23 protein-coding genes and 1 tRNA gene are annotated in these 26778 nt (G+C 44.1%); 10 read left to right on the forward strand and 14 right to left on the reverse strand.

Annotation, left to right across the window (positions count from 1 at the left end; translation table 11 throughout):
• Nucleotides 1–86 precede the first annotated feature (86 nt).
• A complete protein-coding gene (locus tag MVI27_RS00290; protein WP_246958642.1) occupies nucleotides 87–638 on the reverse strand; it encodes a ferritin in 552 nt (183 codons plus the stop codon).
• A gap of 190 nt (nucleotides 639–828) precedes the next feature.
• Here MVI27_RS00290 and MVI27_RS00295 point away from each other — a divergent pair, with 190 nt between their 5' ends.
• From MVI27_RS00295 to MVI27_RS00330, 8 genes are all read left to right on the forward strand, one after another.
• Nucleotides 829–1650, forward strand: a complete 822-nt coding sequence (locus MVI27_RS00295; RefSeq protein WP_246958643.1) for a helix-turn-helix domain-containing protein — start codon at nucleotides 829–831, stop codon at nucleotides 1648–1650.
• A gap of 90 nt (nucleotides 1651–1740) precedes the next feature.
• On the forward strand, nucleotides 1741–3048 hold the full coding sequence (locus MVI27_RS00300) for a TolC family protein (RefSeq protein WP_246958644.1): 1308 nt from the start codon (nucleotides 1741–1743) through the stop codon (nucleotides 3046–3048).
• 18 nt (nucleotides 3049–3066) lie between these two features.
• Nucleotides 3067–4209, forward strand: a complete 1143-nt coding sequence (locus tag MVI27_RS00305) for an HlyD family secretion protein (RefSeq protein WP_246958645.1) — start codon at nucleotides 3067–3069, stop codon at nucleotides 4207–4209.
• A 34-nt stretch (nucleotides 4210–4243) separates the two neighbouring features.
• Complete coding sequence (locus MVI27_RS00310) at nucleotides 4244–5836, forward strand: MFS transporter (RefSeq protein ID WP_246958646.1); 1593 nt, start codon at nucleotides 4244–4246, stop codon at nucleotides 5834–5836.
• A 210-nt stretch (nucleotides 5837–6046) separates the two neighbouring features.
• The gene (typA, locus tag MVI27_RS00315; protein WP_246958647.1) at nucleotides 6047–7852 is read left to right on the forward strand and encodes a translational GTPase TypA; all 1806 of its coding nucleotides are present in this window, start codon (nucleotides 6047–6049) and stop codon (nucleotides 7850–7852) included.
• Between the two features lie 278 nt (nucleotides 7853–8130).
• Nucleotides 8131–9693: a glycoside hydrolase family 10-like protein gene (locus MVI27_RS00320; RefSeq protein ID WP_246958648.1), complete on the forward strand. Its 1563-nt coding sequence runs from the start codon at nucleotides 8131–8133 to the stop codon at nucleotides 9691–9693.
• Nucleotides 9694–9733: 40 nt separating this feature from the next.
• Nucleotides 9734–10645: a hypothetical protein gene (locus MVI27_RS00325; RefSeq protein WP_246958649.1), complete on the forward strand. Its 912-nt coding sequence runs from the start codon at nucleotides 9734–9736 to the stop codon at nucleotides 10643–10645.
• Nucleotides 10632–11267, forward strand: coding sequence for an ABC transporter ATP-binding protein (locus MVI27_RS00330; protein ID WP_246958650.1), 636 nt, complete (start codon nucleotides 10632–10634; stop codon nucleotides 11265–11267). The genes MVI27_RS00325 and MVI27_RS00330 overlap by 14 nt, the downstream gene beginning before the upstream one ends.
• Here the strand turns inward: MVI27_RS00330 and MVI27_RS00335 are convergent, their stop codons facing one another.
• Nucleotides 11268–14303: an AAA family ATPase gene (locus MVI27_RS00335; RefSeq protein WP_246958651.1), complete on the reverse strand. Its 3036-nt coding sequence runs from the start codon at nucleotides 14301–14303 to the stop codon at nucleotides 11268–11270. It abuts the gene before it with no gap.
• A gap of 7 nt (nucleotides 14304–14310) precedes the next feature.
• The gene (locus MVI27_RS00340; RefSeq protein ID WP_246958652.1) at nucleotides 14311–15516 is read right to left on the reverse strand and encodes a metallophosphoesterase family protein; all 1206 of its coding nucleotides are present in this window, start codon (nucleotides 15514–15516) and stop codon (nucleotides 14311–14313) included.
• 171 nt (nucleotides 15517–15687) lie between these two features.
• Between MVI27_RS00340 and MVI27_RS00345 the strand changes: the two genes are divergently transcribed.
• Nucleotides 15688–16044 carry a glyoxalase gene (locus MVI27_RS00345; RefSeq protein ID WP_246958653.1) on the forward strand — a complete coding sequence of 119 codons (357 nt, stop codon included), beginning with the start codon at nucleotides 15688–15690 and terminating at the stop codon, nucleotides 16042–16044.
• A 72-nt stretch (nucleotides 16045–16116) separates the two neighbouring features.
• Here the strand turns inward: MVI27_RS00345 and dinB are convergent, their stop codons facing one another.
• Nucleotides 16117–17316 carry a DNA polymerase IV gene (gene dinB, locus MVI27_RS00350; protein ID WP_246958654.1) on the reverse strand — a complete coding sequence of 400 codons (1200 nt, stop codon included), beginning with the start codon at nucleotides 17314–17316 and terminating at the stop codon, nucleotides 16117–16119.
• A 62-nt stretch (nucleotides 17317–17378) separates the two neighbouring features.
• Between dinB and MVI27_RS00355 the strand changes: the two genes are divergently transcribed.
• Nucleotides 17379–18149 (forward strand): XRE family transcriptional regulator, encoded by a 771-nt coding sequence (locus MVI27_RS00355; RefSeq protein WP_246958655.1) that lies wholly within the window; start codon nucleotides 17379–17381, stop codon nucleotides 18147–18149.
• A 195-nt stretch (nucleotides 18150–18344) separates the two neighbouring features.
• Here MVI27_RS00355 and MVI27_RS00360 read toward each other — a convergent pair whose 3' ends face one another.
• The 10 genes from MVI27_RS00360 to crcB all read right to left on the reverse strand — a co-directional run bounded on the left by MVI27_RS00360 (nucleotide 18345) and on the right by crcB (nucleotide 26763).
• Nucleotides 18345–18602, reverse strand: a complete 258-nt coding sequence (locus MVI27_RS00360; RefSeq protein ID WP_246958656.1) for a SemiSWEET transporter — start codon at nucleotides 18600–18602, stop codon at nucleotides 18345–18347.
• A 20-nt stretch (nucleotides 18603–18622) separates the two neighbouring features.
• Nucleotides 18623–19279 (reverse strand): DUF6766 family protein, encoded by a 657-nt coding sequence (locus MVI27_RS00365; protein ID WP_246958657.1) that lies wholly within the window; start codon nucleotides 19277–19279, stop codon nucleotides 18623–18625.
• 91 nt (nucleotides 19280–19370) lie between these two features.
• Nucleotides 19371–19859 carry an adenylyltransferase/cytidyltransferase family protein gene (locus MVI27_RS00370; RefSeq protein WP_246958658.1) on the reverse strand — a complete coding sequence of 163 codons (489 nt, stop codon included), beginning with the start codon at nucleotides 19857–19859 and terminating at the stop codon, nucleotides 19371–19373.
• Between the two features lie 30 nt (nucleotides 19860–19889).
• Nucleotides 19890–21017 (reverse strand): alpha-amylase family protein, encoded by a 1128-nt coding sequence (locus tag MVI27_RS00375; RefSeq protein WP_246958659.1) that lies wholly within the window; start codon nucleotides 21015–21017, stop codon nucleotides 19890–19892.
• A complete protein-coding gene (gene glf, locus MVI27_RS00380) occupies nucleotides 21014–22141 on the reverse strand; it encodes a UDP-galactopyranose mutase (protein WP_246958660.1) in 1128 nt (375 codons plus the stop codon). Before glf ends, MVI27_RS00375 begins: the two co-directional genes overlap by 4 nt.
• Nucleotides 22138–23223: a glycosyltransferase gene (locus tag MVI27_RS00385; RefSeq protein WP_246958661.1), complete on the reverse strand. Its 1086-nt coding sequence runs from the start codon at nucleotides 23221–23223 to the stop codon at nucleotides 22138–22140. The genes glf and MVI27_RS00385 overlap by 4 nt, the downstream gene beginning before the upstream one ends.
• 362 nt (nucleotides 23224–23585) lie before the next feature.
• The gene (locus MVI27_RS00390) at nucleotides 23586–24260 is read right to left on the reverse strand and encodes a YciE/YciF ferroxidase family protein (protein ID WP_246958662.1); all 675 of its coding nucleotides are present in this window, start codon (nucleotides 24258–24260) and stop codon (nucleotides 23586–23588) included.
• A gap of 70 nt (nucleotides 24261–24330) precedes the next feature.
• A complete protein-coding gene (locus MVI27_RS00395) occupies nucleotides 24331–25422 on the reverse strand; it encodes a hypothetical protein (RefSeq protein WP_246958663.1) in 1092 nt (363 codons plus the stop codon).
• Nucleotides 25423–26206: 784 nt separating this feature from the next.
• Nucleotides 26207–26291, reverse strand: a tRNA-Ser gene (locus tag MVI27_RS00400).
• Nucleotides 26292–26397: 106 nt separating this feature from the next.
• Nucleotides 26398–26763, reverse strand: coding sequence for a fluoride efflux transporter CrcB (crcB, locus tag MVI27_RS00405; RefSeq protein ID WP_246958664.1), 366 nt, complete (start codon nucleotides 26761–26763; stop codon nucleotides 26398–26400).
• Between the last annotated feature and the right edge of the window lie 15 nt (nucleotides 26764–26778).

The raw sequence follows: 26778 nt of genomic DNA on the forward strand, positions 1-26778 counted from the left end.
CGCAAAGATAAAGATTTCAACCGATTAAAGGAATAAAAAAGCCTGCGTCGCTAAAACACAGGTTTATTGAAATTCTGAATCGAAGATTATGGGTTTTCTGAATCCGCATCACGCGCCAGATCAGCTTCATCCGGTTCTTTGGCAAGTTCTCTGTCCAAAAGCAGAAGCGACTCGTCGGAAGCGCGGTCGCCGCCGGCAATTTTAAGTCGGTCGATGAGATCCATCGCCAGGGTTTCTTCCTCGATTTGTTCTTTCACAAACCATTGCAGGAAGTTCCAGGTAGCCCAGTCTTTTTCCTCCATAGACTGATCTACCAGTGCATAAATCTTTTCGGTATTCTGCACCTCATGTTTGAAAACCTGATTAAAGCATTCTGTCAGACTATTGGGATCGTCGGGTGCCTCCGCAAGCGCCATCACTTTTGGCTTACCCCCGCGGTTCAGTACATATTGCATAAATTTAATAGCATGATCGCGCTCCTCCTGGGAATGACGAAAAAGGAAATTTGCTATGCCGTCATATCCTTGGTCGGCCGCCCAGATTCCATAGGATAAATACGTATGCGACTGGTATAATTCAACATTCATCTGGCGGCTCAGGGCCTCTTCCATAGCAGAAGATAATCTTTTAGTGTCCATATTATATATTTTATTTTTAAAATGAATGCTCAAGGAACTGCAAGAATAGTTCCGTTGGGCAGCTTTCTATGCTGTACGTGCTAATTCAGAAAGAATCTAAGTAAAATTCCATTTTAGCTAAGGCATTCTTAATTATAAAGTCAAAGTATTCATCTGAATATTTTACTACATTTACACATCAATAAACCACATGGACTTACCTTCTGCTTACCGGATTATAAAAATAGATCACGATGTTGCTGCTTCTGCTGCAGGAAAACTGTACCGCCGAGAGGATCCTTATATGCTTTTCGTTCAGGAAGGAACCGCAGAAGTGCAGATACAAATCAGCCGTGTGCACCTGCGGCAGAACTCCGTTTTACTCGGCGAATCCAGATCAGTACACCATGTATTGCAAATCAGCGATAACTTTCGGGGATATATGGTGGTTTATAAGCCGACTTACTTGCAGAAACTGGGCATTAAACTGAATAAGCTGAAAGTCTTTCAGCATTTCCGCTCTTATTTAAAAGACACGACGGTTTTCCCCGCTAATGAAGTTCAATTAATCTGCAATCAATTGGCAGTCCTGGACCAACTTCCGAAAGAAATACCGTTTTTCGAGGAAATAAGTGACCATCTGTTTTCAGGGTTTATTTACACATTTGCTGGTTCCATGCTTCGGCAGGAGCAGGCCGGAAATTACCGCCTCAACCGACAGGAGGAAATTACCTTCCGCTTTGTGCAGGATGTCGCAGCGCATTTTAAAACCGAAAGAAAATTAAGTTTTTACGCGGACCGTCAGCACATGACTGTGCGGCATTTAAGTGCGGTGGTTAAAACTGTTACCGGTAAATCTGCACAGGAAATCATGGCAGAATTTCTGATGAATGAGGCAAAAATCCTACTGGAAAAAACAAAACTAACGATTAGTGAAATTGCAGGACAACTCCGCTTTTCCGACGCTTATGCCTTCTCTCATTTTTTTAAAAAACACAGTGGCGTGAGTCCGAAGCAATACAGACTGCCTTAAGGCTAATCCTACATTTGAACATTTTTTAGAGAAATCCGGGCATGGCTTCCGGTTGCATTCTGTTCTAATTTTGCATAAAAATAATGTGAAATGAAAACAAGTGTGAAAACCCTTTTCCTTGCCGGTGCGTTAAGTTTGCCAATGGCAAGCTGGGCACAAGAACGCGAACTAACGGCCAGTGAAGTGATTTCCTACGCCTTGGAGAACCACCCACAGCTGGCCGTGAGCCAGAAGAAGATGGAGGTTTCGCGGCAAAATACGGAAGTAGCCAAATTACAAAAACTTCCTACCCTGACTGCTTCGACCAGCCAGTTTTATCTGGGCAACTCTTTAATTATAGATAAAGACTTTTCTAATTCCATGTCAGTGGCGCTGCCGCACTACGGAAGTACGTATGCCGTTCAGGCAAGTCAACTTATATTTAAAGGTGGTGCGGTTAACAAATCGATAGAAATTACGGAACTGCAACAGCAACTCGCGCAATTGGATTACGAAAAGGATCAGCAGGATGTGAAATTTCTGGTTTTATCCAATTATCTGGATATCTACAAAACCATGAACCAAAACGAAGTTTATTTAAATAACAAAAAACTCGCGCAGGAAAGGCTCCGCAATACGATGAAGTTTTATGAGCAGGGAATGATTACCCGTAATGAGGTGATCCGAAGTGAACTGGCCATTAAAAACATTGATCAGGGCCTCATCGTCTTGGCGAACAACCGCAAAATTTTAAATTATAACCTGAATCAGGCGTTGGGATTCGCGGATGACATTCAGATTATTCCTGTGGAACCTGTTCATGCTGCACTGGAATTGCGTGACTTGGCTTATTATCAGCAGTTGGCGCACAGCAGCAATCCCCGGGAAAAGTCGTTGCGTACGTCAGTTGCAGTCGCGGAGAAAAACATTGAAATTATCAAGACCGAACAAATGCCGACAATCGGAGCCTTTGGCGGCTACAGCCTGAATCGTCCGATGACCAGCACGCAGCCTGTCCTGGATATGTACTCCGGCGGCTTTCAGGTGGGCGTTTCCGTAAATTATAATATTGACAATCTTTTTAAAACCAAGGAAAAGATTCAACTGGGCACCTTGCAGAAAGAACAGACCGAAGAAACTTATCGACTGGCCGCACAGGGAATCGATATGGAAGTGAATGCAGCATACACCCGTTATCAAAATGCACAGCAAAACCTGATTCTGGTAGAAGAAGCAAAAGAACTGGCTAATGAAAACTATAAAATCATTGAAGCCAAATATCTGAATCAGCTCGCCGTGCAGGCCGAAATGACCGATGCACAAAACCAGAAAATTCAGGCGGAACTCGATTATGCCAATGCTGAGATCGAGGCAATGTACCAATATTACAATCTGCTAAAAACAACAGGAACTCTTTAATAAAAAAAATAAAATATAATGGAAAATAATAACAACCAAACAACGCCAGCTGCAGAAAGCCAGCAGCCACAGGCTCCTACCAAGGTAGCGCATCCAAAAAAAGATGCACCTCAGAAAAAGAAAAAATCAAATAAAACCAAGAATGTCATTGCCAATATTTTTGTGTTTGCTATTGTAATATTTGGTTTTTACTGGCTGATGAAAGAATATTTCCATGTGGGAAAACAGGATTATACAGAAGCGGCGCAGGTGCAGGAATTTATCAATCCGGTGAATTCCCGCGTAGGCGGCTACATTAAAGAAATTAAGTTCAAAGAACATCAGGAAGTTAAAAAAGGCGATACACTGGTTGTACTGGACGACCGCGAAATCCTGACACAACTAGCGCAGGCAGAGGCCGCGTACCAAAATACGCTTGCGCAGAAAAATGCCACTAACTCCTCCGTAAATACGGTATCTAATAATATTTCGGTACTGGAAAGTAATATTGCCGGTCAGAAAGCCCGCCTGTGGAATGCAGAACAAAACCTGCAGCGCTACCAGAATCTGCTGAAAGCAGAAGCCGTGACACGACAACAGTACGACCAGGTAAAAACCGAGTATGATGCGCAGAAAGCGTCTTACCAGACCCTGCTCAACCAGCGAAATACAGCCCAACTTTCCACTTCGGAAGTTAAAAGCCGAATCGGCATCAACGATGCGGAGATTAAAAGAGCGAAAGCCGCGCTGGATATGGCACGTATCAACTTATCGTATACGGTGATTACTGCACCTAACGACGGAATCATGGGACGTCGCCTGATATCGGAAGGTCAGTTATTACAGCCCGGACAGCAGGTAGGAACCCTGGTTTTAAACGGTGAAAAATGGGTAACTGCCAACTTTCTGGAAAGCCAAATGCCAGAGATCGGTATCGGCAAAAAAATGATAATGAAGGCCGATGCATTGGGCGGACAGAAATTTGAGGGTGTCGTAACCGCTATTTCGGCAGCGACCGGCGCGCAATATTCCAATGTGCCCACCGATAACTCTACCGGTAACTTCGTGAAAGTACAGCAGCGTATTCCGGTGCGAATTGAATTTACGAAAGTCAATAAAGCGGAAGACGTGGCAAAACTTCGTGCCGGCATGAACATGACGGTCGCTGTGGAACCTCAATAAACAGCTGCAATGTTAATTATAAAAAGAAAGAATTATGTATAATCAGGGATTGTTCAGCAGTTGGGTACCCAAGCTGGTACAGCTGCTGCTGATTATCATTTTCATGAGTGTGATCATTCCGGTGAACGGCGTGTACAGTGGAAATATCACGTACATGATCGGAAGTACCGGCGCACTTAGCGAATATTTTGTCTGGGCTAATTATGCCGGAATTATCGGGATGGGTGCGGCTATGCCTTTAATCCTCCGCATGAAATTCAGGTTTAAAATCCGGGACAAGGTCACAGTTATTTTTTTATTGCTCGCCGGATTATCTTACATGAACGGAACAACACATCAGCCGCTCGTTATTGTCGTTAATTCACTCATTATCGGGTTTCTGAAAATGATTGTGATGCTGGAATTCATTATTCCCATCATGTTTATGGTGAGTCCCGACGGCAACCGCGGAAGATTTTACAGCGTTTTTTATCCGTTCTCTATTATTGCATCACAGGCAGCCGGCTATTTTCTGGCAGTGATCGCTTATCAATACAATTGGGAGCATGCGCACCTTTTGTCAGCCGCAGTTTGTTTGGTGCTGTCACTGGCAGCTTGGGTATTCATGCACGATAAATATTTTGGCTTTAAAATGCCGCTGTATTATATTGACTGGATTAGCATTATCTTATTTACTATTGTATTTATGGCGGGAGCCTACGTTTTTGCTTTCGGAAAACAACAAGACTGGTTTCATTCAGCGAGAATTATCTGGGCAAGTCTCATCAGTTTTGCTTCGATGGTCATCATGGTTGTGAGACAATATACTTTGAAACGACCGTATTTGTCATTTAAGATTTTCCGTCGCCCGAATGTGTGGCATGGACTGTTTATGTTATTGATGACCGGCATGTTTCTGGCGACCGGCGCGGTACAGAATATCTTTACGGTGGGGATCCTGCAGTATGATGTGGTTACCTCCAACAGCCTGAATCTGATGATGATTCCCGGAATCCTGGCCAGTGGTTTTTACATGGCGTACTGGTTTAAACAGGGCCGCGGACTGAAGATGTTTATTTTCCTGGGATTCGCTGCTATGCTTGGATACACTGTTATTATGTATATGTCCATGGGTTTCCAGTTCAGCTACAATATGTGGTACGTGCCGATGTTCCTGAAAGGGTTTGGAATGGGCGCACTGTTTATTGCCGTCTGGTATTACACGCTGGACAATCTGGAAATGAACTCGATGATGGCTTCCATCGGTTTGGTGCTGGTCTGGAGAACTTTCTTTTCCGTAGGCGTATTTTCCGCATTGTTTGGCTGGCTGCAATATCGTTTCCAGGTTCAGGCGATCGGTGATGCTGCCGTCTATCTGGACGGCACAACGCTCGGTTTCTCGCAGATGATGCAAAACATGAAGGCAATTCAGCTAAATGCTATTCTGGCAGCAGGGAAGAAATTGCTTGGACTGGTGAGTATTGCCGGTGTCGGTGTTTTGCTCTATGTATTAGCCTATGATTTTGAAATTAAAAGATATAACTTTTATCGTGGTCTGCGCCTGAGTCTGGCGCGCCACCGTCACCGCAAGGTGCTGGAAAAAGCACAGCTCCAGGAGCTGGAAGATGCCGCCGGTGCAGCGTTTTAATGCACCTAAGTTTTCCATTATTTTTTTTGAAGTTCCGGTATTTGTGCCGGAACTTTTTCCTTTCTATATCAGCAAGGGCCGCTTTAAATTATTTAAAATCATACCCGCTTTCCGTTTTCTTTAATCATTAATATTTTTAATTATTAAATTTTTAAAGGTGCAGAAATTTATCATTAAAAAAGTGTATTTTTGCACCGTCTAAAAACGAATATGCAAAACATCAGAAATATCGCAATCATTGCGCACGTTGACCACGGCAAAACGACCCTGGTTGATAAAATTATTCACGCAACCAGCGTTCTGCGCCAGAATCAGGACAATGGTGATCTTATTATGGACAATAATGACCTGGAGCGCGAACGCGGCATCACCATTTTGTCTAAAAACATTTCGGTTACATACAAAGACACGAAGATTAACGTAATTGATACGCCTGGTCACGCCGACTTCGGTGGTGAAGTTGAACGTGTATTGAAAATGGCAGACGGTGTTATTCTGCTCGTGGATGCGTTCGAAGGACCGATGCCACAGACGCGTTTTGTTCTGCAAAAAGCACTGCAATTAGGCCTGAGACCAATTGTAGTCATTAACAAAGTTGACAAACCCAACTGCCGTCCGGAAGAAGTTCACGATAAAGTATTTGATCTTTTCTTCAACCTGGATGCCACCGAAGAACAACTCGACTTCCCTACTTTCTACGGTTCTTCCAAACAGGGATGGTTTAATACCAGCCTCACGCCAGCCGAAGATATCAGTCCGCTTCTGGATGGGATCCTGCAGTATGTACCGGCTCCGGAAACCAAAGAAGGAAGCCTGCAGATGCAGATTACCTCCCTGGATTTCTCATCTTTCCTGGGTCGGATCGCAATCGGGAAGATTACCCGTGGTTTCCTGCGCGAAGGACAATGGATTGGCCTGGCACAGGACGGCGGCAAAATTGTGAAAGGTAAAGTAAAGGAACTGTACGTCTTCGAAGGACTTGGCAAAAAGAAAGTTCAGGAAGTGCTGGCTGGTGATATTTGTGCCGTAGTTGGTTTTGATGCGTTCCAGATTGGTGACACGTTTGTCGATATGGAAAAGCCTGAACCGTTGCCACGCACCGCGATTGATGAACCTACCCTGAACATGACGTTTAGCATCAACAATTCCCCTTTCTTCGGAAAAGACGGGAAATATGTAACCAGCAACCACCTGAAGGAAAGACTGGAAAAAGAACTGGAGAAAAACCTGGCACTACGCGTGCAGCCAACGGATGACGCCAACACCTTCCTGGTGTTCGGTCGCGGGATTCTGCACTTATCCGTTCTGATTGAAACCATGCGTCGTGAAGGATACGAAATGACCATCGGTCAGCCACAGGTGATCCTGCGCGAAATTGACGGTGTTCAGTGTGAACCTTATGAATCTATGGTGGTAGACGTGCCGGAAGAATATGCTTCCCGCGTGATTGACCTGGCGACTCAGCGCAAAGGCGACCTGCATGTAATGGAAACCAAAGGCGAAATGCAGCACATGGAATTTGAAATTCCATCCCGCGGACTGATCGGTTTGCGTTCTCAGATGCTGACTGCTACGGCCGGAGAAGCGATTATGGCGCACCGTTTTACCGATTACAAACCTTTCAAAGGAGCTATCCCGGGACGCGCGGTGGGTGTACTCATCAGCAAATCACAAGGGCCGGCCACGGAATATTCTATTGCAAAACTGCAGGACCGCGGCAAATTCTTTGTCGATCCGGGCGAGGAAATTTATGCAGGAATGATTGTGGGTGAGCAGAATAAGCCTGGTGACCTGGTAGTGAACATCGTGGAAGCCAAGCAGCTGAATAACATGCGTGCCGCCGGTAAGGACAAGGATGGCAGCATCGCACCGAAGGTATTGTTCTCACTGGAAGAATGCATGGAATACATTCAGGGTGATGAAGCGATTGAGGTGACACCGAACTTCATCCGTATGCGTAAGAAAGTACTTTCTGAAGAAGAAAGAAAACGCGCTGAACGTGTAGCGAAAGGGTAACTTTCTATTGCATAAATTTAAAAGCTCCGAAAGGGGCTTTTTTTTGTGGCTTCGGCTCCGCTTAGCCACCGGTTGCTGCACTTCAGCCACATGTTTTTTCTGGTAGATTAGGAGAGAGCCTTGCCTCTAAAAAGCAACTCCGTCGTCTGGTTTACTGTTCATCCAACCGAACGCTCCTTTACATAGTGAGGGTTGATCAAAGAGAAGTCGCAAACCAAAGCACTGGTCATTGAGCGGAGTCGATGTGACTTTATGCAAATTAACTTATTTTTGCCTTTATGAACATTCGCTTTTTTAAAATCGCTCTATTCCTGCTGGCGTTGGTGTTTAATTCCTGTGCCACCAAAAAGCCAGTAAAAAAACCTGCGGCAAAACCCGTTACCACCCAGCCTAACAAGCCGGCACCTGCGGATCCCAAAGAAGAAGTCTTTAAAGTAACGCTTCCTGAAGTGGACCGTGAATTCCGCGCTGCGTGGATCGCAACGGTGGCCAATATTAACTGGCCTTCTAAGAATAACCTGAGCACACAACAGCAGAAAGACGAAGCCATCCGGATTTTGGATATGCTGAAAGAAGCGAATTTTAATGCAGTTATTTTCCAGGCCCGTCCAGCCGGAGATGCCATGTACAACAGTTCACTCGAACCCTGGTCTTATTATCTCACCGGAACGCTCGGCAAAGCACCGGCGCCGTTTTATGACCCGCTGGCCTTCTGGATTACGGAAGCGCACAAACGCGGCATGGAATTGCATGCGTGGCTGAATCCGTACCGTGCGCACCACACGACCGGCGGCCCGGTGACCAATGCCAGCATCGTTAAAAAGATGCCACAGCAGATTTCCCGCCTGCGCAATGGAATGTACTGGATGGACCCCTCGGATGAAGTTACACAAAACCACGCCGCGGAAGTCATCCGCGATATTGTAAAAAGATATGATGTGGACGCTATTCATATTGATGATTATTTTTATCCGTATCGTGAGTACAATGGCGGAAAAGATTTTCCCGACGACCGAACCTGGAACGCTTACAAAAAGACAGGAGGAAACCTTTCAAGGGCGGACTGGCGCCGTGCGAACGTAAATAAATTCATCAAGCGAATCCACGATGAAATAAAGCAGGTAAACAAAGAAGTGCGCTTTGGAATCAGTCCGTTTGGAATCTGGAAACCGGGCTATCCTACGGGCATCAAAGGCTCTTCTCAGTTTGATGAACTGTATGCTGATGCTAGACTTTGGCTGAATGAAGGCTGGCTCGATTACTTTTCACCACAACTTTACTGGAAAAGCGAAGGTCCGCAAAGTTTCCCTGCCCTGCTGCAGTGGTGGGCCGGCGAAAATAAAGTCAACCGTCACCTTTGGCCCGGACTGAATACCGTCGGTTTAAATGGCGTGTCCGACCGTCCGGCGGAAATAATCAAACAAATTAATACCACACGCGCACTGCTGAAAAACAACAGCGGTGTTATTCATTACAGTGTTGCCGGTTTTACTAACAGTCCAGCGATGTATAATGCGGTTAAAAACGCCTATCGCACGCCAGCCCTGGTGCCGGCGACCACCTGGATTAAAACCACCGCTGCACCTAAGCCTTTGCTGTACGCAGAAAACAACGGCAGTACAGTGAAAATCAGCTGGAGTTCCAAAGAACCAACCAAAGTTTTTAACTGGCTGCTTTACAAGCGATACGGCGACAGCTGGGAAACTGAAATTTTGCCACAGGAACAACTGATTGAAAACACCGTAACCAGCAAAAACGGTAAAAAGCTGAACGCAGTGGCCGTGAAATCCGTGGATCGCCTGGGTAATGAAAGTATGTACGAAGCCGTAAAAGTGAAGTAATTTTTGTTGACAGCAATTCCGTTCAATTAATAAATTTCTTATGAGCAAGTTACTGCATCATTTTATCTTTCGCGTTAATCAGGTTTTTCGGGTATTGAATTTTAATCCAAGAGCCAGCGTACCGGTTGTATTTGTGCTGGCTCTATTCATTTTCATCGAACTGCCCCAACAGGAATGGATGGCGATGCTGTCGCTTTTTTTGGTTACCGCTTTTCATTTTAGCCGAAAAGACATTAAGTTTCTAAAAAAAGTATTACCGACAATTTGGTGGATGGTTATTATTTTTGAAACATCCATTCTGTATTTATTGCCACTAGTGATTAATATACATTATCAATTACATTCTCAAACGTTATTATGCTTAATTCCAATATTAATTTTTCCTTTTATTAAAGCCAGGCAAACTTTCTCTCTACCAATCAGCTGGACTATTATTCCGGACCCATTGTTTGAGTGGAAAAGTTTCCTGCGGCGCACTACTATTTTATTCTTTATTGTTTATGGAATTGTAATAGCCTCAGGCTTTCACAAAGCAATTTTTATTTTTACAGGACTTTTCGTACTGGAGTATGTTTCGTATATCTTTGAGCCAAATGAACCGAAAGAAATGCTGCAGTTATATTTTAAAAAATATACCTTCATTGAAAAGCTCAAACACAATGTTTTCCTTTACAATCTCTTGCTCGTGCCGGCCTATATAGTTTTCATTATTAATCACACCGCAAGTTTTGAAACATTGTTGTTTTATATATTGGTAATGAATATGTATTTGCTATTAACCATCAGCAGGAAATATAAATTATATCATCACTCAAAAAAGACAAATCAACATTCTATCGCTGTTGCCATCGAACATCTTTTCCTAAGCATTACAATTATTCCTGCTCTGTTTGTAATTAAAAATAATAGTAAGAAAGCAAAAGTAAATATTGCCGGTTATGTTGGAAATTGAATCACTGTCCGTACATTTTAAAGATAATGCAGTTTTAAATAAAATAAATCTGCAGATTAAAGCTGGACAAGTTATAGGACTGCTGGGCAGAAACGGCGCCGGTAAAACTACGTTGTTTGAAACGCTGTATGGCAATCATCTTTTTAACGGGAGTATCACTTTTAACGACCTTAAATTAAAACGAAAAGATATAGCCTATCTTGAAACAGAGAGTTACTTCTATCCGTTTATTACCGGTGAGGAATATCTCGGATATTTTAATAATGACCAGAACCAGATTTCAGAATTGCAGGAAACCTTTCAGCTGCCATTGAAAAAATATGCCCACCAATATTCGACCGGGATGAAGAAAAAACTGGCATTAATGGGCACTTTGCTGCTGGATAAACCGCTCATGATTTTGGATGAACCGTTCAACGGATTGGATTATGAAGCTGTGCATTTATTATATTCCATCATTGAACAATTAAAAACTCAACAAAAAACTATCATCATCAGCTCCCATATTATTGAAACTCTTTTTCGTACCTGCGACTACATCGCGATTTTAGAACACGGCGAAATTAACAGAATATATAAGCAGACCGACTTTCTGCAACTGCAGCAATTTGCTTTTAAGTAATTACATCGGCTGTATTCTGCTGCCCGTTTCGGTATCTTTTGTAATGTGTAGGGCGACTGGCATCTTTTCTTTCAGTTCTTCCACGTGAGAAATAATGCCGACAATCCGGTTTTCCTTTTGAAGATTGGAAAGGGTTTCAAAAACAATGTGCACCGATTCAGCGTCTTGGGTTCCGAAACCTTCATCGATAAAAAAGAAATTCTGTTTTGCTTTTGCCTGTGCCGATACACTTTCAGCGAGTGCCAGCGCCAGGCTCAACGATACCTGAAATGCCTGTCCGCCGGATAAGGTTTTCACACTGCGTCTTTTGCCTTCATTTAAATAATCCACCACCACGAAATCATTCGTGTCATTCAGTTCCAGGCTGAGCTGGTTACGCGTCATCCGGTGAAAACGAACATTTGCCATATCGCATAACTGCCGCAGATAAATGCTGGCGGCATACTGCACAAAGCCAGAACCCTTGAATAAATTGCTAAGCGTGCGAAGATTTGCATCGCGCTGCTGTATCTTTTCAAACTCTTTGAGCAGCTCAATCTTTTGGTTGTACTGCTTTTCCAGCAGGTCAATTTCAGCAGTATGACGCACACAGCGCGTCCGCGCATGCTCCAGTTCTGTCTGGCAATCCTTTAAATCCATTTCCAGCTGTTGCAATTTTTCGGGATGAAATTCGACTCCATTCAGTTTTATTTCCAGGTCACGGACGGTATGCTGCAGGGCTTCTGTTTCAATCCGGAACTGCTGAATCTGCTTGCGGTTTTCGGTCACGTCCATTTCCTGTTTGAGCACCTGCTCAATTTCCGGCAAGGAACATTTTTCCAGCACCAAAGCTGCCTCAATCGCCAGATGTGTTTCCTTTGATTCATCACGCAATTCCTGCACACGCCGCTTCGCATCTGCCAGTTCTGCCGCTGCGGTAGCCGCCAGTGGAACCAGTGATTGTTCTTGCGCCATCAGCTTTTCATATTTCTCCGAAACCGATTTGAGATGTTCGTCACAAGCCGTGCGCTGCGCAGTAATTTCTTCCACCGCTACTTTTTCGAAAGCGTTCCAGTCCAACTGCTGCAACTGCTTTTTCAGCATTTCGCCGGCAGTAATTGCTGCATGTTCTTCCACACGAAAATCAGCCAGGGATTTTGCATACCGCTCCATTTTACTGCAAAGCGCATCGAACTCCTTCTGGGTTTCCCCGAGTTGGTTGGTTTTTTCTTTAATGATTTCATTTAGTGCGAGCACCTCTTTTCGCTTCTGTTCAAAACCCTTCATATCATCCGCGCGGAACTGAGGCCAGTTAAAATTTTCGAGATGCTGCTGTATCTGCTTTTCAGTCGTTGCAGCTTTGCTTTTTTCAGCGTTGAGCTGCTGCTGAATCAGTTTCTGCTTTTCAAGCAGGCGGTCTGTCTGTCTGCGCAACTCCTGCAGATTAATCACTTGTTGATCAAGACCCGAAAGCTCTGTATGCAGAGCGAGCAAATCAGCATCAACATGTTTCGCCTCTAATATTTCGGGATGGTCCTGAGAGCCACACAGCGGACACGCTGCACCGTCGTGCAAGACATCAGCAAAGTGTGCCAGTTTCTGCTGTACCAGTAGTTCGTTTTTCCTGTCGATAAGCCGTTTTTTCAGCTGATCAATCCGTGCATGTTCTTCCTGAAAGTAAACTTCAGCTTCCTCGGAATTAAAGTTCAATTTTTTAAATTCTTCTATGATTACCTGCAATTCCCGCTCGCCTTCTGCCTGGCTTTTTTGGATTTGCTGGTGGGTTTCTTCCAGGTTTTTCTGAGTGGAAAACCAATTCTGTGCAGCCAGCAGCACGGTAGGATCCAGCTGTTCTTCCTGCAGCTGGGCGATTGCTGCCCGGACTGAATCCAATTCCGTCTTTTTCCTGTCTTTCTCAGCCTCTAAATCTTTGATGTGTTTTTGACCCTTCGCTGTCCTTTCTTTCAGTGTAGCAGTGGCGGCTGTTTTTTCTTTTATCTGAAGCAGCAAAGCTAAATCAGCGCTTTTCATCTTCATCAGTTCCAGCTGGTCATATTCAGGTTTCAAAGTCTTGATATGTTCCTGTACCTGGTGAAGCTGTGCTGTTAAATGAGTTGCTTTCGTTTCCTTGTCGGCGCGTTCTTTTTCTTTGGATTTGCAGGCAACCGACGTTTTATCGCGCTGCTGAAGTAAGGATGAAAAAGTTCGCTGTAAACCATCATAAACTTCGGTTGCTTCTTCAAGTTGTTTAAAATACGGTTGCTTTTGCTGTAAAGTATTCCAGCGATTTCTTTTCTGGATTAAAGTTTCAAAGTCAGCTTTTATATTCTGATACTGCTGAAATTCCTGTTGCGCCGTCTGATGTTTTTTTTCAGCTTCAGCAAGAACCTGCTGAAATGTCTCTAATTCTGTTTTTAAAGTAGCAATTTGCTCTGCATTTACTTCTTCAAAGCCTTTCAGTTCACCGGCAAGCTGATCGAGCACAGTTCGGTTGGCAGACTGCAATGAGGCTGTTTTCTGCTGTAAATCGAACCGCTGCAGATCGAAGATTTCCATCATCATCGTGGTGCGGTCTTTTCCGCCCAGTTCCAGAAACTCTTTAAACTGACCCTGCGGAATAATCGTCGTACGCTTGAAGTTGGCATAAGACAAACCGATAATGTCATCAACCCTGCTGCTCTCCAATGGTTCCCAGCCGTCATTTTTCCATTGGTATAACATCACTGACGGCGTACGCACGTCTTCGAAATTTTTGGAGTTCCGCCGGAATTCGCGCGTAGCCCGGAACTTATTATCTTCAAAATTCAGAAAATCCAGTTCGATGTAAGACCGCGATGATTTAAGATTCATCATATTATAAGTGCGGTTTTCGCGGCCGTTCATACGCTCGGTCTCGCCGTATAATACATACGAAATAGCTTCCAGAATGGAGGATTTCCCGGAACCTACGCCGCCAAAAATGCCGAACAGTCCGGCGGCGGTAAGTTGGGTAAAATCAATGGTTTGCCTGTGCTGATAGGAATACAGCCCTTCTATGGTTAACTGAAGCGGAATCATGTGCTCGTCAGGGATTTATAATTTCGTTGAACAGCTGCACCAGTTCCTCATTGGGTTCCTGGCCGCCGTTTTTGTGTTTGAAAAAGTCTTTGAAAAGAGGCAGCAGCTCCTGATTCAGGTCTATATTTACTGCAGAAGTTTCTGCGGTGGCACTGTGCCGAACTTTGGGGATCAGGTGCACAATCCCGGAATGGGTTTCATACAGCCGCTTACGGTCTGCCGCCGGCAGGAAATTGTCGCTTTCCAAAGTAAGTTCCACCAGACATTCAGGATTTTGACCGAGCCACTCCAGCGCTTTTTCTGTGGAAGTAAAGGTTTTGCGATGCAGTGATTTCCCTGTGGTTAAAGCGACTCTTTCGTAGGCTGCCTGCTGTGCTGGCTTTGCGGTAATCAGGCAAACATATTTTGTCTGTCCGGCCTCACTGAAACTGTAACATAAGGGAGAGGAAGCGTACACGACCGGCCGTTCTGCCGAACCGATGTTTTTATGTCCGTGCAAATGGCCCAGCGCCGTATATTGTATTTGTCCGGGAATGCTTTCGCTGTAAATCATATCGGCATTACCTATGCGGATTGGTTTTTCCCCATCGGGTTCTTCCAGCAGGGTTTCCCCTTTTTTATTCATATATAAATGCGTCATCAGCAGATTGATGCCATCTGTGTTACAATAGGTTTCCGCCAGGTGTTTCCAGCGTTCGGCCAACACGCGGTTCAGTTCTGTTTCTTTATCTTCTCCCAGAAATTCTTTCAGCCGTGTTTCATTCGCATAAGCGGTATGAAGCAGCCGTATAGGAAATTCTATGTGATGTAATTCCAGTTCCAGAAAACCTTCATCCGTCCGGCTGATTCTGAAATGTTCCAGCTCAAAAGGCTGCACCACAGCCGCCGGCGAACCGATGAGGATAATGCCACACTCCCGCGCCAGCGGATTGGGCGCATTAATAAATGAAGGTGAATCATGATTTCCGGCAATGGCAATAACCGGGCGCTTTCCGTTGGCTGAGAGTTGCTTCAGGGTTTTATAAAATAAATCCGTGGCTTCCGTGCCGGGATTAAAGTTATCAAACAGGTCGCCCGCAATCAGCACCATATCTACCTGCTCACGGTCGGCGATTTCTGTAATTTCCGCCATAACCTGTATCTGCTCCTCCAGACGGTGAAAACGGTCAAGGCGTTTTCCCAAATGCCAGTCAGCGGTATGTAGAATTTTCATAAATCAAATGTAAGAAATAGTAATGGTTTCATTCTGAGTACGTTTTTGAACTTTTAGCTGTACGGAGTTTTGTTTCTTTTAATTATAATAAAAAATCCGGTTATATTTTCCTCATCTCTTATATTTGTGCACACTTCGATGTACGTCACCTTATCTTTATTAAAAATAAAAATGAACAGAAAAGACCTGAGGTCGGTACTTCCGCTTCCGGAAGCCGCTTCCGAAACTGAAAACTTTCAGGACCAGGTGTTACGCCCGGTGCTTAAACTTCAGCATGACCTGTACCTGACTTTTTTCCTGGCGTATGCAACCCGCCACGAGCAGGAATTCCTCGCACTTTCCACCGAGAAAAAACACCGCTTCGTGGAAAACAGCCTTCAGAAAGACACCGCGCTGCGGAATACGCTGGTAGGCATGACCCTGGGAATGCTGACCGCCGACGAGCTGGAAATCTGTTGCCGGGACCTCAAGGTGTACAGCAAACGAATTATTGCCATGCTCACCCAGCGGCTCCAGAGCCAGTTGTGATTTGATTTGATTTTGCCAGGGGCGGTACATGGTGCTTAGATTGGGTACATTTTTCATATCAAAATATTTTTTTCATTTAATAATTTCATCAATTTTACTCCAGGCTTTTTTGGTTCGCTTATCGCCAGACAGAAATTCGTAACCACCGGCACGGCCGACCACGTGTTTGCCAAATCGGTTTTTGATGCGGTCCATTGCCTGATAGAGGTTAATGAGCTCTTCGGTATCTTCAAACAGATTCATCTGATAGGTTCCGTGCACCAGATTGGTAAAGCGAAGACCTACCAACCGCAGGCGCATTCTTCTTTTATAAATCTTGTCGAAAAGGTCCAGCGCAGTTTTGGATAAAGTGTGGTCCAGTGAGGTGTAGGCTGTTTTTGCCTGTTTGGTTTCAGTATCGAAATTGGCATAACGTATTTTCACAGCTACCGTGGAAGTCAGCCATTTTTCCCGCCGCAGCTGATACGCCAATGTTTCTGCCATGCCGGAAAGAATTCTTTTCACCTCAAAAACATCAATCGTATCATTGGTAAAAGTGTGCTCGGTGGAAATAGACTTCCGTTCCGAGTAAGGCACCACCGGCGATAAATCGATACCGTTGGCTTTTCTCCAGAGTTCTTCGCCGTTTTTTCCCAGCATCTGCTGCAGGATCAGCACCGGCATAGCCGACAGTGTTTCAATCGTACGGATGCCTACCCGCGACAGCAACTGAAAAGTAACATCGCCCACCATCGGAATTTTTCGCACAGACAAAGGGTTCAGGAAAGGCTGCACTTCCAGCGAAGGAATCTCCAGCCGGCCTTTTGGCTTGGCTTCACCGGTTCCGATTTTGGACACGGTTTTATTGGTGGACAAAGCGAAACTGATGGGCAGGCCGGTATGGTGCGTAACTGCCTCTGCAATTTCCTGTGTCCATTGGTAACAACCGAAGAAGCGATCCATCCCGGAAAGATCCAGATAAAATTCATCAATACTGGCTTTTTCCAGTACGGGCACTTTCTCGCGGATCACTTCGGTCACTTCCTGTGAATATTTGGAATACCGCTCGTAATCTCCGCGCACTACCCGGGCTTCGGGACAAAGCCTCAGCGCCATCTTGACCGGCATTGCGGAGCGCACCCCAAACCGGCGTGCTTCATAAGAACAGGAAGCCACCACCCCACGATCGCCGCCACCAATGATTACCGGAATGCCGGCCAGCTCCGAATGTTCCCTGCGTTCACAGGAAACAAAAAAGGTGTCCAAATCCATATGTACAATTGCACGTTCCATGTGGACAAAGCTAATAGGATTTGTATCAATTTTTCGTATGTTTGTTGCTATAATTTATACCAATGTCTGTTCTCTCCGAAAATATGCGCTACCTGAGGGCCCTGCAGAAGGCCTCTCAGCAGAAGATTGCCGATGAACTGCTCATCACCCGCGGGCGCTATGCCAAGTATGAAGACGGCTCCAGCGAACCGCCGATTGAAATCCTGTTGCGCATTTCCAAACACTATCGTGTCAGTATTGATTTACTGGTCAGCGTGGATTTAAGAAAATATTCACACGAAAAAATGATGCAGCTGCCGGACAACCGGGTGGTGCTCCCCATCGCAGTGGATGAAAAAGGAGAAAATAAAATTGAAATTATTCCGGCCAAGGCCAAGATGGGATATCTGCAGGGATACAGCGACCCCGGATACATTGAGGGATTACAAACCCTGTCGCTCCCCTTTCTGAGAAACGGAAAGTTTCGTGCTTTTCCGGCCAGCGGAGATTCTATGCCGCCATTTTCCGAAGGGACTTTTATTGTGGGTAAGTATGTGGAAGAACTCACCGAATTAAAACAAGGAAAAACATACGTATTCATTACCCAAAATGAAGGCATTGTCTATAAAAGATTGCAGCAGAAAGCTTCCCGGCATTTGCGCGTAAGTTCAGATAATCCGTTGTATCCGCCATATGAAATCCGGTTATCTGATATCTTGGAAATCTGGGAATTTGCCTGCGGAATCAATACTTCTGAGTTTGAAACCGAAACACTGGATATGATGACAGTGAAAGATATGTTCCTGAGCCTGAAGCGTGAAATAGATGACATTAAAAAAGCTAAAGTAAAGTAAGAACCTTTTTGTTTAGGTCGGATTAGCTTGGACTTCTCAAGATAAAATAATATTAGGCTCTTAGTTTAATGATAAATTAAAAGGATTTCTTGAGTTTAAATAAAGTATCAGCTGGATTAAAAATGATGCAAAGGTGTTTGACCGGCCAGCCCTAAAGTAGACGTATAAAAACAAAATAACCGGAACTGCAGCCGGTTATTTTTCTTTAAATCTGAAATAAGATACCAAAAGTGCTAGATTGACGAGCACTGCAAAGGCATTTGATAAGATAATGGGCAATTCATCCTGCAGGAAACCATACCAGACCCATAATGACAATCCGGTAATCAATACCAGAATCATCAGTAGTGAAATATCCTGCACATCTTTTTCTTTTAAGACTTTAATCAGCTGCGGCAGCATGGCTACCGACGTGAGCGCACCGGCAATCAGGCCCAGTATTTCCTCGTTCATTTATTATTTTTAAAGATAAGCTATAAGCGTTTATCGTGCCATTTTGCTAATCGCCGGTTTGGGAATCCGGTGCATCTACCGGCTTGGACTGCGAGGAACCTTTTTGCCTGAGGAATATGGATAAACACTATAATTGCAAACACCGACAGAAATTCACTCTGCCAGTTCTGCAAAGATTCAAACCAGAGCCGCGAGTCCGTCAGATATTCCTGCCACGTTTCCAGTGGCTGTCCGCGGAGTTTGTTTTCAGTATTGGTGTCTTTTAAACTTCCGTAAACGTGCAGAATAAAGGAAAGGATAAACAGTATAAATAAAGTTATAGTCGGTGATTGGTTATACATTTTCGGCCACATCCCGCCACGCCGCACGGCCCAAGGCGCATCACTCTTCCCCGGCGAAGGTTCACGGTCCACATCAATGTCTTCATCAATTTTCTTGGATTCAGAGGAGCCTTTTTGCCGCAGGAAAATAGTCAGCCAGACCAATAAAGCCATCTGCAGGAATTCGCTCTCCCAGTTTTCAAAGGTAGCCTCATAGAAATGACCTGAAGAAAGATATTCTTTCCAGATTACCGCCTGCCCACCCCACTCGTCTAAGTCTTTATTATACTCCTGCAATCCGAAATAAATCTGTTCGAAAATGGTTATGAGAAATAAACCCAGAAAGGTTAACGACAAACTGTTTTCACGAAGAAACTTTTCATATTAGAATCAGGTAATCAATATTTTAATCAAAAAAAATGTCCTGCCCAATGGCAAGACACGTTATTTAATTTTTAGCGAGCTTTCGCATCATTCCTTTTTCTTCTGTAGCATTTTTCAGTTTTTCGTGTTCCATCTCGTACACGGTGCGCCGCAGTCCGGAACTGGAGAAGCGATGGTTGCGCTCGTTATAATGCAGGGCAATATTTTTTTCCTCACAGAATTCGCGGCCGGTGAAATTATCATCTTTGTATTCATCGCCAATGATGCGCACATCAATCTGATATAATTTTAAGATATCTTCCAGATCCTGCTCAGTAGTATAAGGTACAATTTCATCCACATACTTGCAAGCTTCCAGCTGAATGTAGCGTTCTACCACCGTTTGGGTCGGTTTATTTTTTTCCGGCCGGTCAATGGTCGGATCTGTTTGCAGGCCAACGATCAGGTAATCGCATTGTGCCTTTGCTTCTGCCAGCATCCGGATGTGTCCGGCATGCAGCAAATCAAAACAGCTAAAGGTAATGCCTATCTTTTTTTTGTTACAGTTTTCCATAATTTATATTTTTTTAGTGTGGTGTTTCCGTCAGATGACGAGCGTTTCTTCTACTTTTAACTGCTGTTGCCGCAGTGATTCCAAATAAGAAACTTCGGGAATCCTGTTTTTATTTTCATCAAGGTCATACAGTCCGCAACGGCTGTAGACACTCAGGTCATCCCAATCCGGCCGGTCGGTCACCGGATAGATGCAGATACCGTGGAAGTCTACACCGCGATCCTGCGCAATCAGGCATTGCTCGGTAATTTCTTCGAGCCATTGCACACGTCCTTCTCCGAAATGTCCGGTTTCGGAAAGAAAGACCGGCTTCTCATAGCGTTGGTAGGCCTGGTACAAAATTTCGTGAAAAGGTGTACGGCAATTTTCCACATCGGGCCAGCATAAACTGTCGGCCTCGCCACGCCACTGGCAGTTCCAGTAATAATTAAAACCAAGAACTTCCAGATATGCTTCCTTCCCTCCTAATTCCGGACACATGCGTCCGCCGATGATATCCATAGCTTCAAACTGATACTGATTTCTGCGCTGAAGATCATCGGGCAGGCAGGTTTCCGTTGGATGAATGTGAATCAGCGGTTCTACCATCACAATGGTACACTCCGGATCTGTTTCTTTTAGTACTTCAATGCCGCGGATCACCGCTTTGCATAAATGATATTTAATGTCCCAGCCGTTATGATGTGTAAAAGGCACCGTTCCGCGATCGTCCCCTGAAAGCCAGGAGAGAAAGCTGATTTCATTACACGGCACCACGTACAACGGCTGACGACTGTGTTCTTTATAATATTCAGCAAAGGCGCGGCAGAGCTGCATAAACCTTGTTTCAAATTGCGGATGTGTCGGAAACAAACCGTCCGGATATCCGAAATGAATCAGGTCCCACATAACCTGCATGCCTGTTTTCTCAGCAGCGCGCATTCTGTTTAAAACTTCTGAAAAATCAAAAACGCCGGGAGCGGTTTCCACCGCGCTCCAGCAGATGCCTTCGCGAACGGTGAAAATCCCCAGATCCGCCATCAGGCGGTAGTCCTTTTCTGCACGGATATCATGTTGCGTTTCGTTTAAAAGATTAACGCGGTTCCCGTGCCGGTTTATGTGATCTGCACATTCAAATCCTCCCATGAAATAACTCCGGAAGAAAGGTTGTTTTCTCATGATGGTTGTAATTTTGCAACTTCCAGTTCTTTAAATAATTGCAGCGCATTCGCAAATGCCTGGTCCATATTAAAATATTTGTAGTTTGCCAAACGGCCCACAAAATACACGTCTTCCAGTTTATCCGCTTCCGCTTTGTACTGTTCGTAAATTTTCTGATTCTTCTCGTTCGGAACCGGATAATACGGATCGCCGTGGTCCACGGTAAATTCCTTCACGATGCTGGTTTTGTCCGACTTTTGATTACCGAAATGTTTATACTCCACAATTCTGGTGAAATCAACTTCATTGCCCGGATAATTTACCACTGAATTTTCCTGATAATATTCCTGATCTACCTGCTCGGTCACAAAATTAATTGAGCGGTATTCCAGTTTCTCATTCAGTTTTTGTTCAAACTCAAAAAAGCGGTCGATCGGCCCTGTATAAAAAAGTTTTTCGTACCCTTCGAACTGATCTTTAACATCGAAATAGTCGGTGTTCAGCATCACTGTGATATTGGGATGATCCAGCATCTTTTCAAAGATTTTGGTGTACCCGCCTTTTGGCAGCGCCTGGAATTCATCCGAGAAATAACGGTCGTCATAATTCTGTCGCACGGGAATCCTTTCCAATACAGAAGCATGCAGTTCCGCCGGGTATTTGTCCCATTGTTTTTTGGTATAATGTTTAAACATCTTTTCATACAGCACCGGTCCTACTCTGTTGAGAACGGCTTCCTCGCCATTGGTCGCCGGATCGAAAGGAATACGGTTTTCCGCGAGCCACTGCTGCATTTCCTCTTCGTTCTGTATATTTTCATCAAAGAGTGTATTTACGGTGGTAATATTTACCGGAATCGGAACTGTTTTATCATCAACACGCGCAATAACACGGTGTTCCCAAGGATACCATTCACCGAAACGATTTACGTATTCCCACACTTCTTTATCATTGGTATGGAACAGGTGTGCGCCGTATTTCGAGGTAAGAATCCCATTTTCATCATAATAATCATAGCAGTTGCCCGCAATGTGATCACGCTTTTCTAAGATTACTACTTTTTTACCGATAGAAGCATATCGCTCCGCCAGCGTCGCACCGGAAATACCGGCACCAATAATCAGGATATCTGCTTTCTTCATGCAATCATCTTTTTAATAATTAAACGCATTTTTTCCGCAGTGGTATCCCACGAAGTTTTTTCTAAAATATCTTCGTATTGCTTTTCAAAGTTTTGTTGTGGTGCCTGCACGGCTGCAGCAAAGGCTTCTGCATTATCGACCAGGGAAATACAAGATCTGTAATCACGTACCACATCTTTAATTTTAGTAGAAATAATTGGTTTACCGGCCGCCATGTATTCCAAAGTCTTGGTCGGACTTATATATTTTGTTGCATCGTTCAGGGCGAAAGGCATCATGGCGATGTCAAAGTGCTGAAGGTACACCGGCAGTTCTTCGTAGGATTTCATTCCTAAATAATGAATGTTTTTTGCACGCGGCAGGTCGGCTTCTTCAATTTTACAGATAGGACCGATCATGACAAAGGAAGTATCAGGCGCAAGTTTCGCCGTTTCTGCAAGTAAGTCCAGATCGATTCTTTCATCGATAACGCCATAGTAACCAACAATTTTTCCCGGTAAATCCGCAATATCTGCAGGTCGGGCGGTAGTTTTCGGGCTGGCAAAGTGTTTCACATCCACTGAACTTGGGAAACAAAATACGTTATGATGTTTTTGTTTTTTGGATTCATATAAAGATTTACCGCCTGTGTACACGACATCAGCGGCGGAAAGCAGTCTTTCCTCCTGCGCGATGAGCGTTGGCGAAGCGCCTTTGAACAAGGAAAGTTCATCCATGCAGTCATACACAACGGTTTCGAAATCAAGCGAATCCAGCACCGTCACAAAGGCAGCAGAATAGAACCAGCCCATGAAATAACTTCTGGTTTTTAAATGTTTTTTAAGGTAAGGCCCGAGTTCATCCAAATGGTTGATCTGCGGACGAAGAATATGCAGCTGCGGATTGATTTCCGTAACCTCAAAATTTCCTTTACCGTTCTCACCGGCTCCCACAGGCTCTTCCACGACCAGTACGCGATATTCCTCGGACATGCGGCTGATCAGATGCTGCGGCCGCTGATACACAAAGTCCCAACGGAGATGGCAAAACACAATCATGTCATACTCATGATTGTTCTGCTTTTTTAATGTTGATGTTTTCATATTTATTTTTTTTTGCTAATGTGACTTTTTTCCATGTATATGGTATCGGGATTTATTTATTAAAAATCCTGACTACTTACATCGCCCTTTAATCGAAAATAACAGTGTATAGAATATTACAGACGCCGGCAAAAGTACGATCCACAGGCAGTTTGCAACTTGAAATGCTGTATCAAACAGTGTACCACGTATTGCATAATGCCGTAAAAGCGATAATAATTTCGCACCATCGGGCTTTAATGTTAAATATTTACGGATAATTCGAATTGTCTGATTAAAAAGTTGCTGTAATTCACAATAAAAGACTGCCTTTAAACAGCAGTCTTCCAGATAAGATTAAATTTCATATGAGAAAAAGAAAATTAGTTGCTTTCTTCTTCTGCCTCGAAATTGATGTAAGATTCCGCAATATCTGTTAAATGATGGTCGGTATCTTCCTCTTCGTGCAAACTGTCTTCCAGAAGTCCGGCTGCTTTTTGCTCATCCAGTGTCAGGGCCAGCTGCACCAGGCTGCCATACGTTGCAATTTCATAATGTTCGACCTTCTGTGCTGCGATAATGAGTGCTGCGTCCCGGGTCATCGACCCTTCCGGTGTTGATTTCATGATTTCCTGACCTTCTTCAAGGAGGCCTTTAATAGCTTTGCATTCTTTTTTCTCCGCCTGTTCACCTATGCATTTAAATACTTTCTCCAATCTGGAAATTTGCTTCTTAGTGACCCATTCATGTTCTTCGAAAGCGTCCTGCAATTCTTCGGTGGTGGCTGCTTCCCGCATTTTGGGCAGCGCTTCGGAAATCGCATTTTCAGCGTAATACATATCTTTCAACGCATCGATGAAGAATTTCTTCAGGGGTTTTTTAGAACGGATTTGGTCATTTTTTTGTGAATCTGTATTCGTGTTCTCCTGAGCGTTGTTCTCCTGTTGGGGATTATTGGAATTACCGGATTTGCTGTCCTGTTTGGCGTTTTTTGCACCTCTTTTTGAGCTGTGCTCAGCAGCCGTGTTTCCGGCTTTATCTTTTGTGGTTTCCTGCATGATTTTATAATTTAAAAATTAGACTAAAAAGGAGACTTCCGCCTCCTTTCATTGTAATGGTTAACGGACATTAGTCATTCCTGCTTCTGCCACCGAAACCTGTCCGGGATGATCTTCCACTGTTGTGCGAAGATGAATTCCCCATGCGTGATGAACTCCTGTGATCGCCCATGGAGCCACCATATCCCTGGCCGGAGCCGTGGGTACGGTCGTTATTGGTTCTTTGGGAACCATATGCTTCTGAGCCATAGCTGCTGTCATGCGTACCGTAATTTCCCTGAGAGGAACGGCCGGAAGAATAGCGGTCGCTGCCGGACGAGTAATCATCATAGGAACTTCCGCGGCCGGATGAGTACGAGTCGGAATGTCCGCCGTACCCTCCTCTACCGGAAGAGCGGCCTCCTGAATTCATGGAACCGTAGTTATCGGAATCATGCTCTGATCCATAATTTCCAGAACTTCCATATCGGCCGGAATTTTCATAGCGGCCGGAGTTCCCGTAACGACCACTGTTTCCGTAATCATCAGAACTTCCATATCCGCGGGAGCTGCCATAATTGTTGGAACTTCCGTAATTGCCTCTTCTATTGTACTCGTCAGAACCTCCGTACTGTCCGGGGTGCTCCTGGTTGCCGTAATTACTTTCATCATTATACCGGCCGCCCTGACTTCTCAGATCACCGGAACCTCTTCCGGAAAAATAACCGGAACGGCTGGCTGATCTACCCATTCGGGAACTGCCGGAGTGGTCACCGTAGTTATCATCATAGCTTCCGTAGTTTTCGGAACCGTAGCTGTTTTGGTTGCTGGAGCCACCATGCATGGAACCGCTGCCGTAGCTTCCGCGGCCACGGTTTCCGTAATTATCATAGTTATCGTCATAACTGCCACGGCCGCTGTTTGAAGAGCCTCCGTTGTGGTAATCACGGTTCATATGTGACGAAGAATTCCCGTAAGACCCCTGTCCGCTTTGCGAACCGTACTCTCCACGGGAACCGTAATTATCATAATCGTTATCATAGTTATCATTATAGCCGCGGCTCTGGTTGCCGTACTCGTTGCTATATTCATTTTGATGACTTCCGCTTCTGTCGTAGTCATTGTGATGCGATTGAGATCTTGAATTTCCTGAACGAGAATCGTTCGATCTGTTGTGGTTCATAGTAATAAATTGTTTTTGGTTGGTATTTAATTAAGTACTAATTCTCTTTGCTAGCATAAGAATAAGTAACTGAGAAATATTGCAACAAATGATATGCCGAGCACAATATTAAATACGAAATCGCGCTGCATTTAACAATTTATTAACATCCATAAAGTGATTTGGTTATCCTATTAGTAACTTTAATTATAATTTAATGCTAAAATGATTATTACCACCCTTTCTTTTATTTGTAAAAACACGTAAAGACACCAGATAAAAAGAAAAAAAATTTATTTGATTTTTATTTTGAAATTTAACTAGTTTATAAAGAGTGAGCCAGCGTATTTTTATGTGCATAAATTATTACAGCTTGAATAAAAACACATACGTTTGATTCTTCTCAAATACCGCTTAAGCGAAATTCATTCAGCTAATACCAGTAGGACAAACTACTTTTAAAGAAATGTCGATCGTGCTATAACAAAAGAAAAAATTAAGCAATAATACAGTTAGCACCTTATTGATTAATATCTTAAAATGAAAACTTAAGGAAAAGCCGATTTACAGTACTTGAGCGGAGAAAGAGGATGCATTGCCTGCCGGACTTCCGACATGATGCAGGACCAAAGTTTTCAGGACTTTTTGAATGCACGTGAATTCAATCTGTCAATGATTACGAATCAAAAAAAACACACCATTTACTTATGGCTTATAATTTTCAGGGCTTTTCAAATTTAGATACATTGTGTGAATGACTACAAACCACAAAAAAACCACAACATTTTCGTTGTGGCTTTATCAGCGGAGAGAGAGGGATTCGAACCCCCGGACCTGTTACAGTCAATAGTTTTCAAGACTACCGCAATCGACCACTCTGCCATCTCTCCTAAAAACAATTTCTTGTTTTCAGTGGTGCAAATATAGAAAGGTTTTTTCTACGCTGCAAATGAATTTCGCCGATTTATACTAAGCTGTTCATTCTCAAAGCTAAAATTATGCACGCACACCGTACAAACCTGCGCTCACCGCTGCAATTCCCGCCAGAATGCTTAAGATTATATAAATAAATAAGGTGATATAATTCCCTTCCTGATATAAAGTGACATTCTCGGCAGAGAATGTTGAAAAGGTCGTAAACCCTCCGCAAAAGCCGGTGATGAAAAGAAACTTTAATGAATTGTCGGTACGCAGATAAACAGTAGTCAGTGCACCGATCAGAAAACAACCTACGATATTCACGACAAAAGTACCTAGCGGAAAATTACCCACCGGCAACAATTTGTGCGTGAGCGACGAAATATAATACCGAAACACACTGCCAATCCCGCCGCCGAGAAATATTAAAAATGCTGTTTTCATTTCTTAAAAATAAAA

Origin of the sequence: Chryseobacterium salipaludis (assembly GCF_022968825.1) — a bacterium.
GTDB lineage: Bacteria > Bacteroidota > Bacteroidia > Flavobacteriales > Weeksellaceae > Kaistella > Kaistella salipaludis.

Excerpts from the sequence above, each read along its gene's own strand:
- crcB (WP_246958664.1), bottom strand. The coding sequence starts at position 26,763 with ATGAAAACAGCATTTTTAATATTTCTCGGCGGCGGGATTGGCAGTGTG.
- MVI27_RS00320 (WP_246958648.1), top strand. The coding sequence starts at position 8,131 with ATGAACATTCGCTTTTTTAAAATCGCTCTATTCCTGCTGGCGTTGGTG.
- MVI27_RS00305 (WP_246958645.1), top strand. The coding sequence starts at position 3,067 with ATGGAAAATAATAACAACCAAACAACGCCAGCTGCAGAAAGCCAGCAG.
- MVI27_RS00345 (WP_246958653.1), top strand. The coding sequence starts at position 15,688 with ATGAACAGAAAAGACCTGAGGTCGGTACTTCCGCTTCCGGAAGCCGCT.
- typA (WP_246958647.1), top strand. The coding sequence starts at position 6,047 with ATGCAAAACATCAGAAATATCGCAATCATTGCGCACGTTGACCACGGC.
- MVI27_RS00300 (WP_246958644.1), top strand. The coding sequence starts at position 1,741 with ATGAAAACAAGTGTGAAAACCCTTTTCCTTGCCGGTGCGTTAAGTTTG.
- MVI27_RS00385 (WP_246958661.1), bottom strand. The coding sequence starts at position 23,223 with ATGAAAACATCAACATTAAAAAAGCAGAACAATCATGAGTATGACATG.
- MVI27_RS00395 (WP_246958663.1), bottom strand. The coding sequence starts at position 25,422 with ATGAACCACAACAGATCGAACGATTCTCGTTCAGGAAATTCAAGATCT.
- dinB (WP_246958654.1), bottom strand. The coding sequence starts at position 17,316 with ATGGAACGTGCAATTGTACATATGGATTTGGACACCTTTTTTGTTTCC.
- MVI27_RS00340 (WP_246958652.1), bottom strand. The coding sequence starts at position 15,516 with ATGAAAATTCTACATACCGCTGACTGGCATTTGGGAAAACGCCTTGAC.
- glf (WP_246958660.1), bottom strand. The coding sequence starts at position 22,141 with ATGAAGAAAGCAGATATCCTGATTATTGGTGCCGGTATTTCCGGTGCG.
- MVI27_RS00325 (WP_246958649.1), top strand. The coding sequence starts at position 9,734 with ATGAGCAAGTTACTGCATCATTTTATCTTTCGCGTTAATCAGGTTTTT.
- MVI27_RS00370 (WP_246958658.1), bottom strand. The coding sequence starts at position 19,859 with ATGGAAAACTGTAACAAAAAAAAGATAGGCATTACCTTTAGCTGTTTT.
- MVI27_RS00330 (WP_246958650.1), top strand. The coding sequence starts at position 10,632 with ATGTTGGAAATTGAATCACTGTCCGTACATTTTAAAGATAATGCAGTT.
- MVI27_RS00335 (WP_246958651.1), bottom strand. The coding sequence starts at position 14,303 with ATGATTCCGCTTCAGTTAACCATAGAAGGGCTGTATTCCTATCAGCAC.
- MVI27_RS00360 (WP_246958656.1), bottom strand. The coding sequence starts at position 18,602 with ATGAACGAGGAAATACTGGGCCTGATTGCCGGTGCGCTCACGTCGGTA.
- MVI27_RS00355 (WP_246958655.1), top strand. The coding sequence starts at position 17,379 with ATGTCTGTTCTCTCCGAAAATATGCGCTACCTGAGGGCCCTGCAGAAG.
- MVI27_RS00295 (WP_246958643.1), top strand. The coding sequence starts at position 829 with ATGGACTTACCTTCTGCTTACCGGATTATAAAAATAGATCACGATGTT.
- MVI27_RS00310 (WP_246958646.1), top strand. The coding sequence starts at position 4,244 with ATGTATAATCAGGGATTGTTCAGCAGTTGGGTACCCAAGCTGGTACAG.
- MVI27_RS00290 (WP_246958642.1), bottom strand. The coding sequence starts at position 638 with ATGGACACTAAAAGATTATCTTCTGCTATGGAAGAGGCCCTGAGCCGC.
- MVI27_RS00390 (WP_246958662.1), bottom strand. The coding sequence starts at position 24,260 with ATGCAGGAAACCACAAAAGATAAAGCCGGAAACACGGCTGCTGAGCAC.
- MVI27_RS00375 (WP_246958659.1), bottom strand. The coding sequence starts at position 21,017 with ATGAGAAAACAACCTTTCTTCCGGAGTTATTTCATGGGAGGATTTGAA.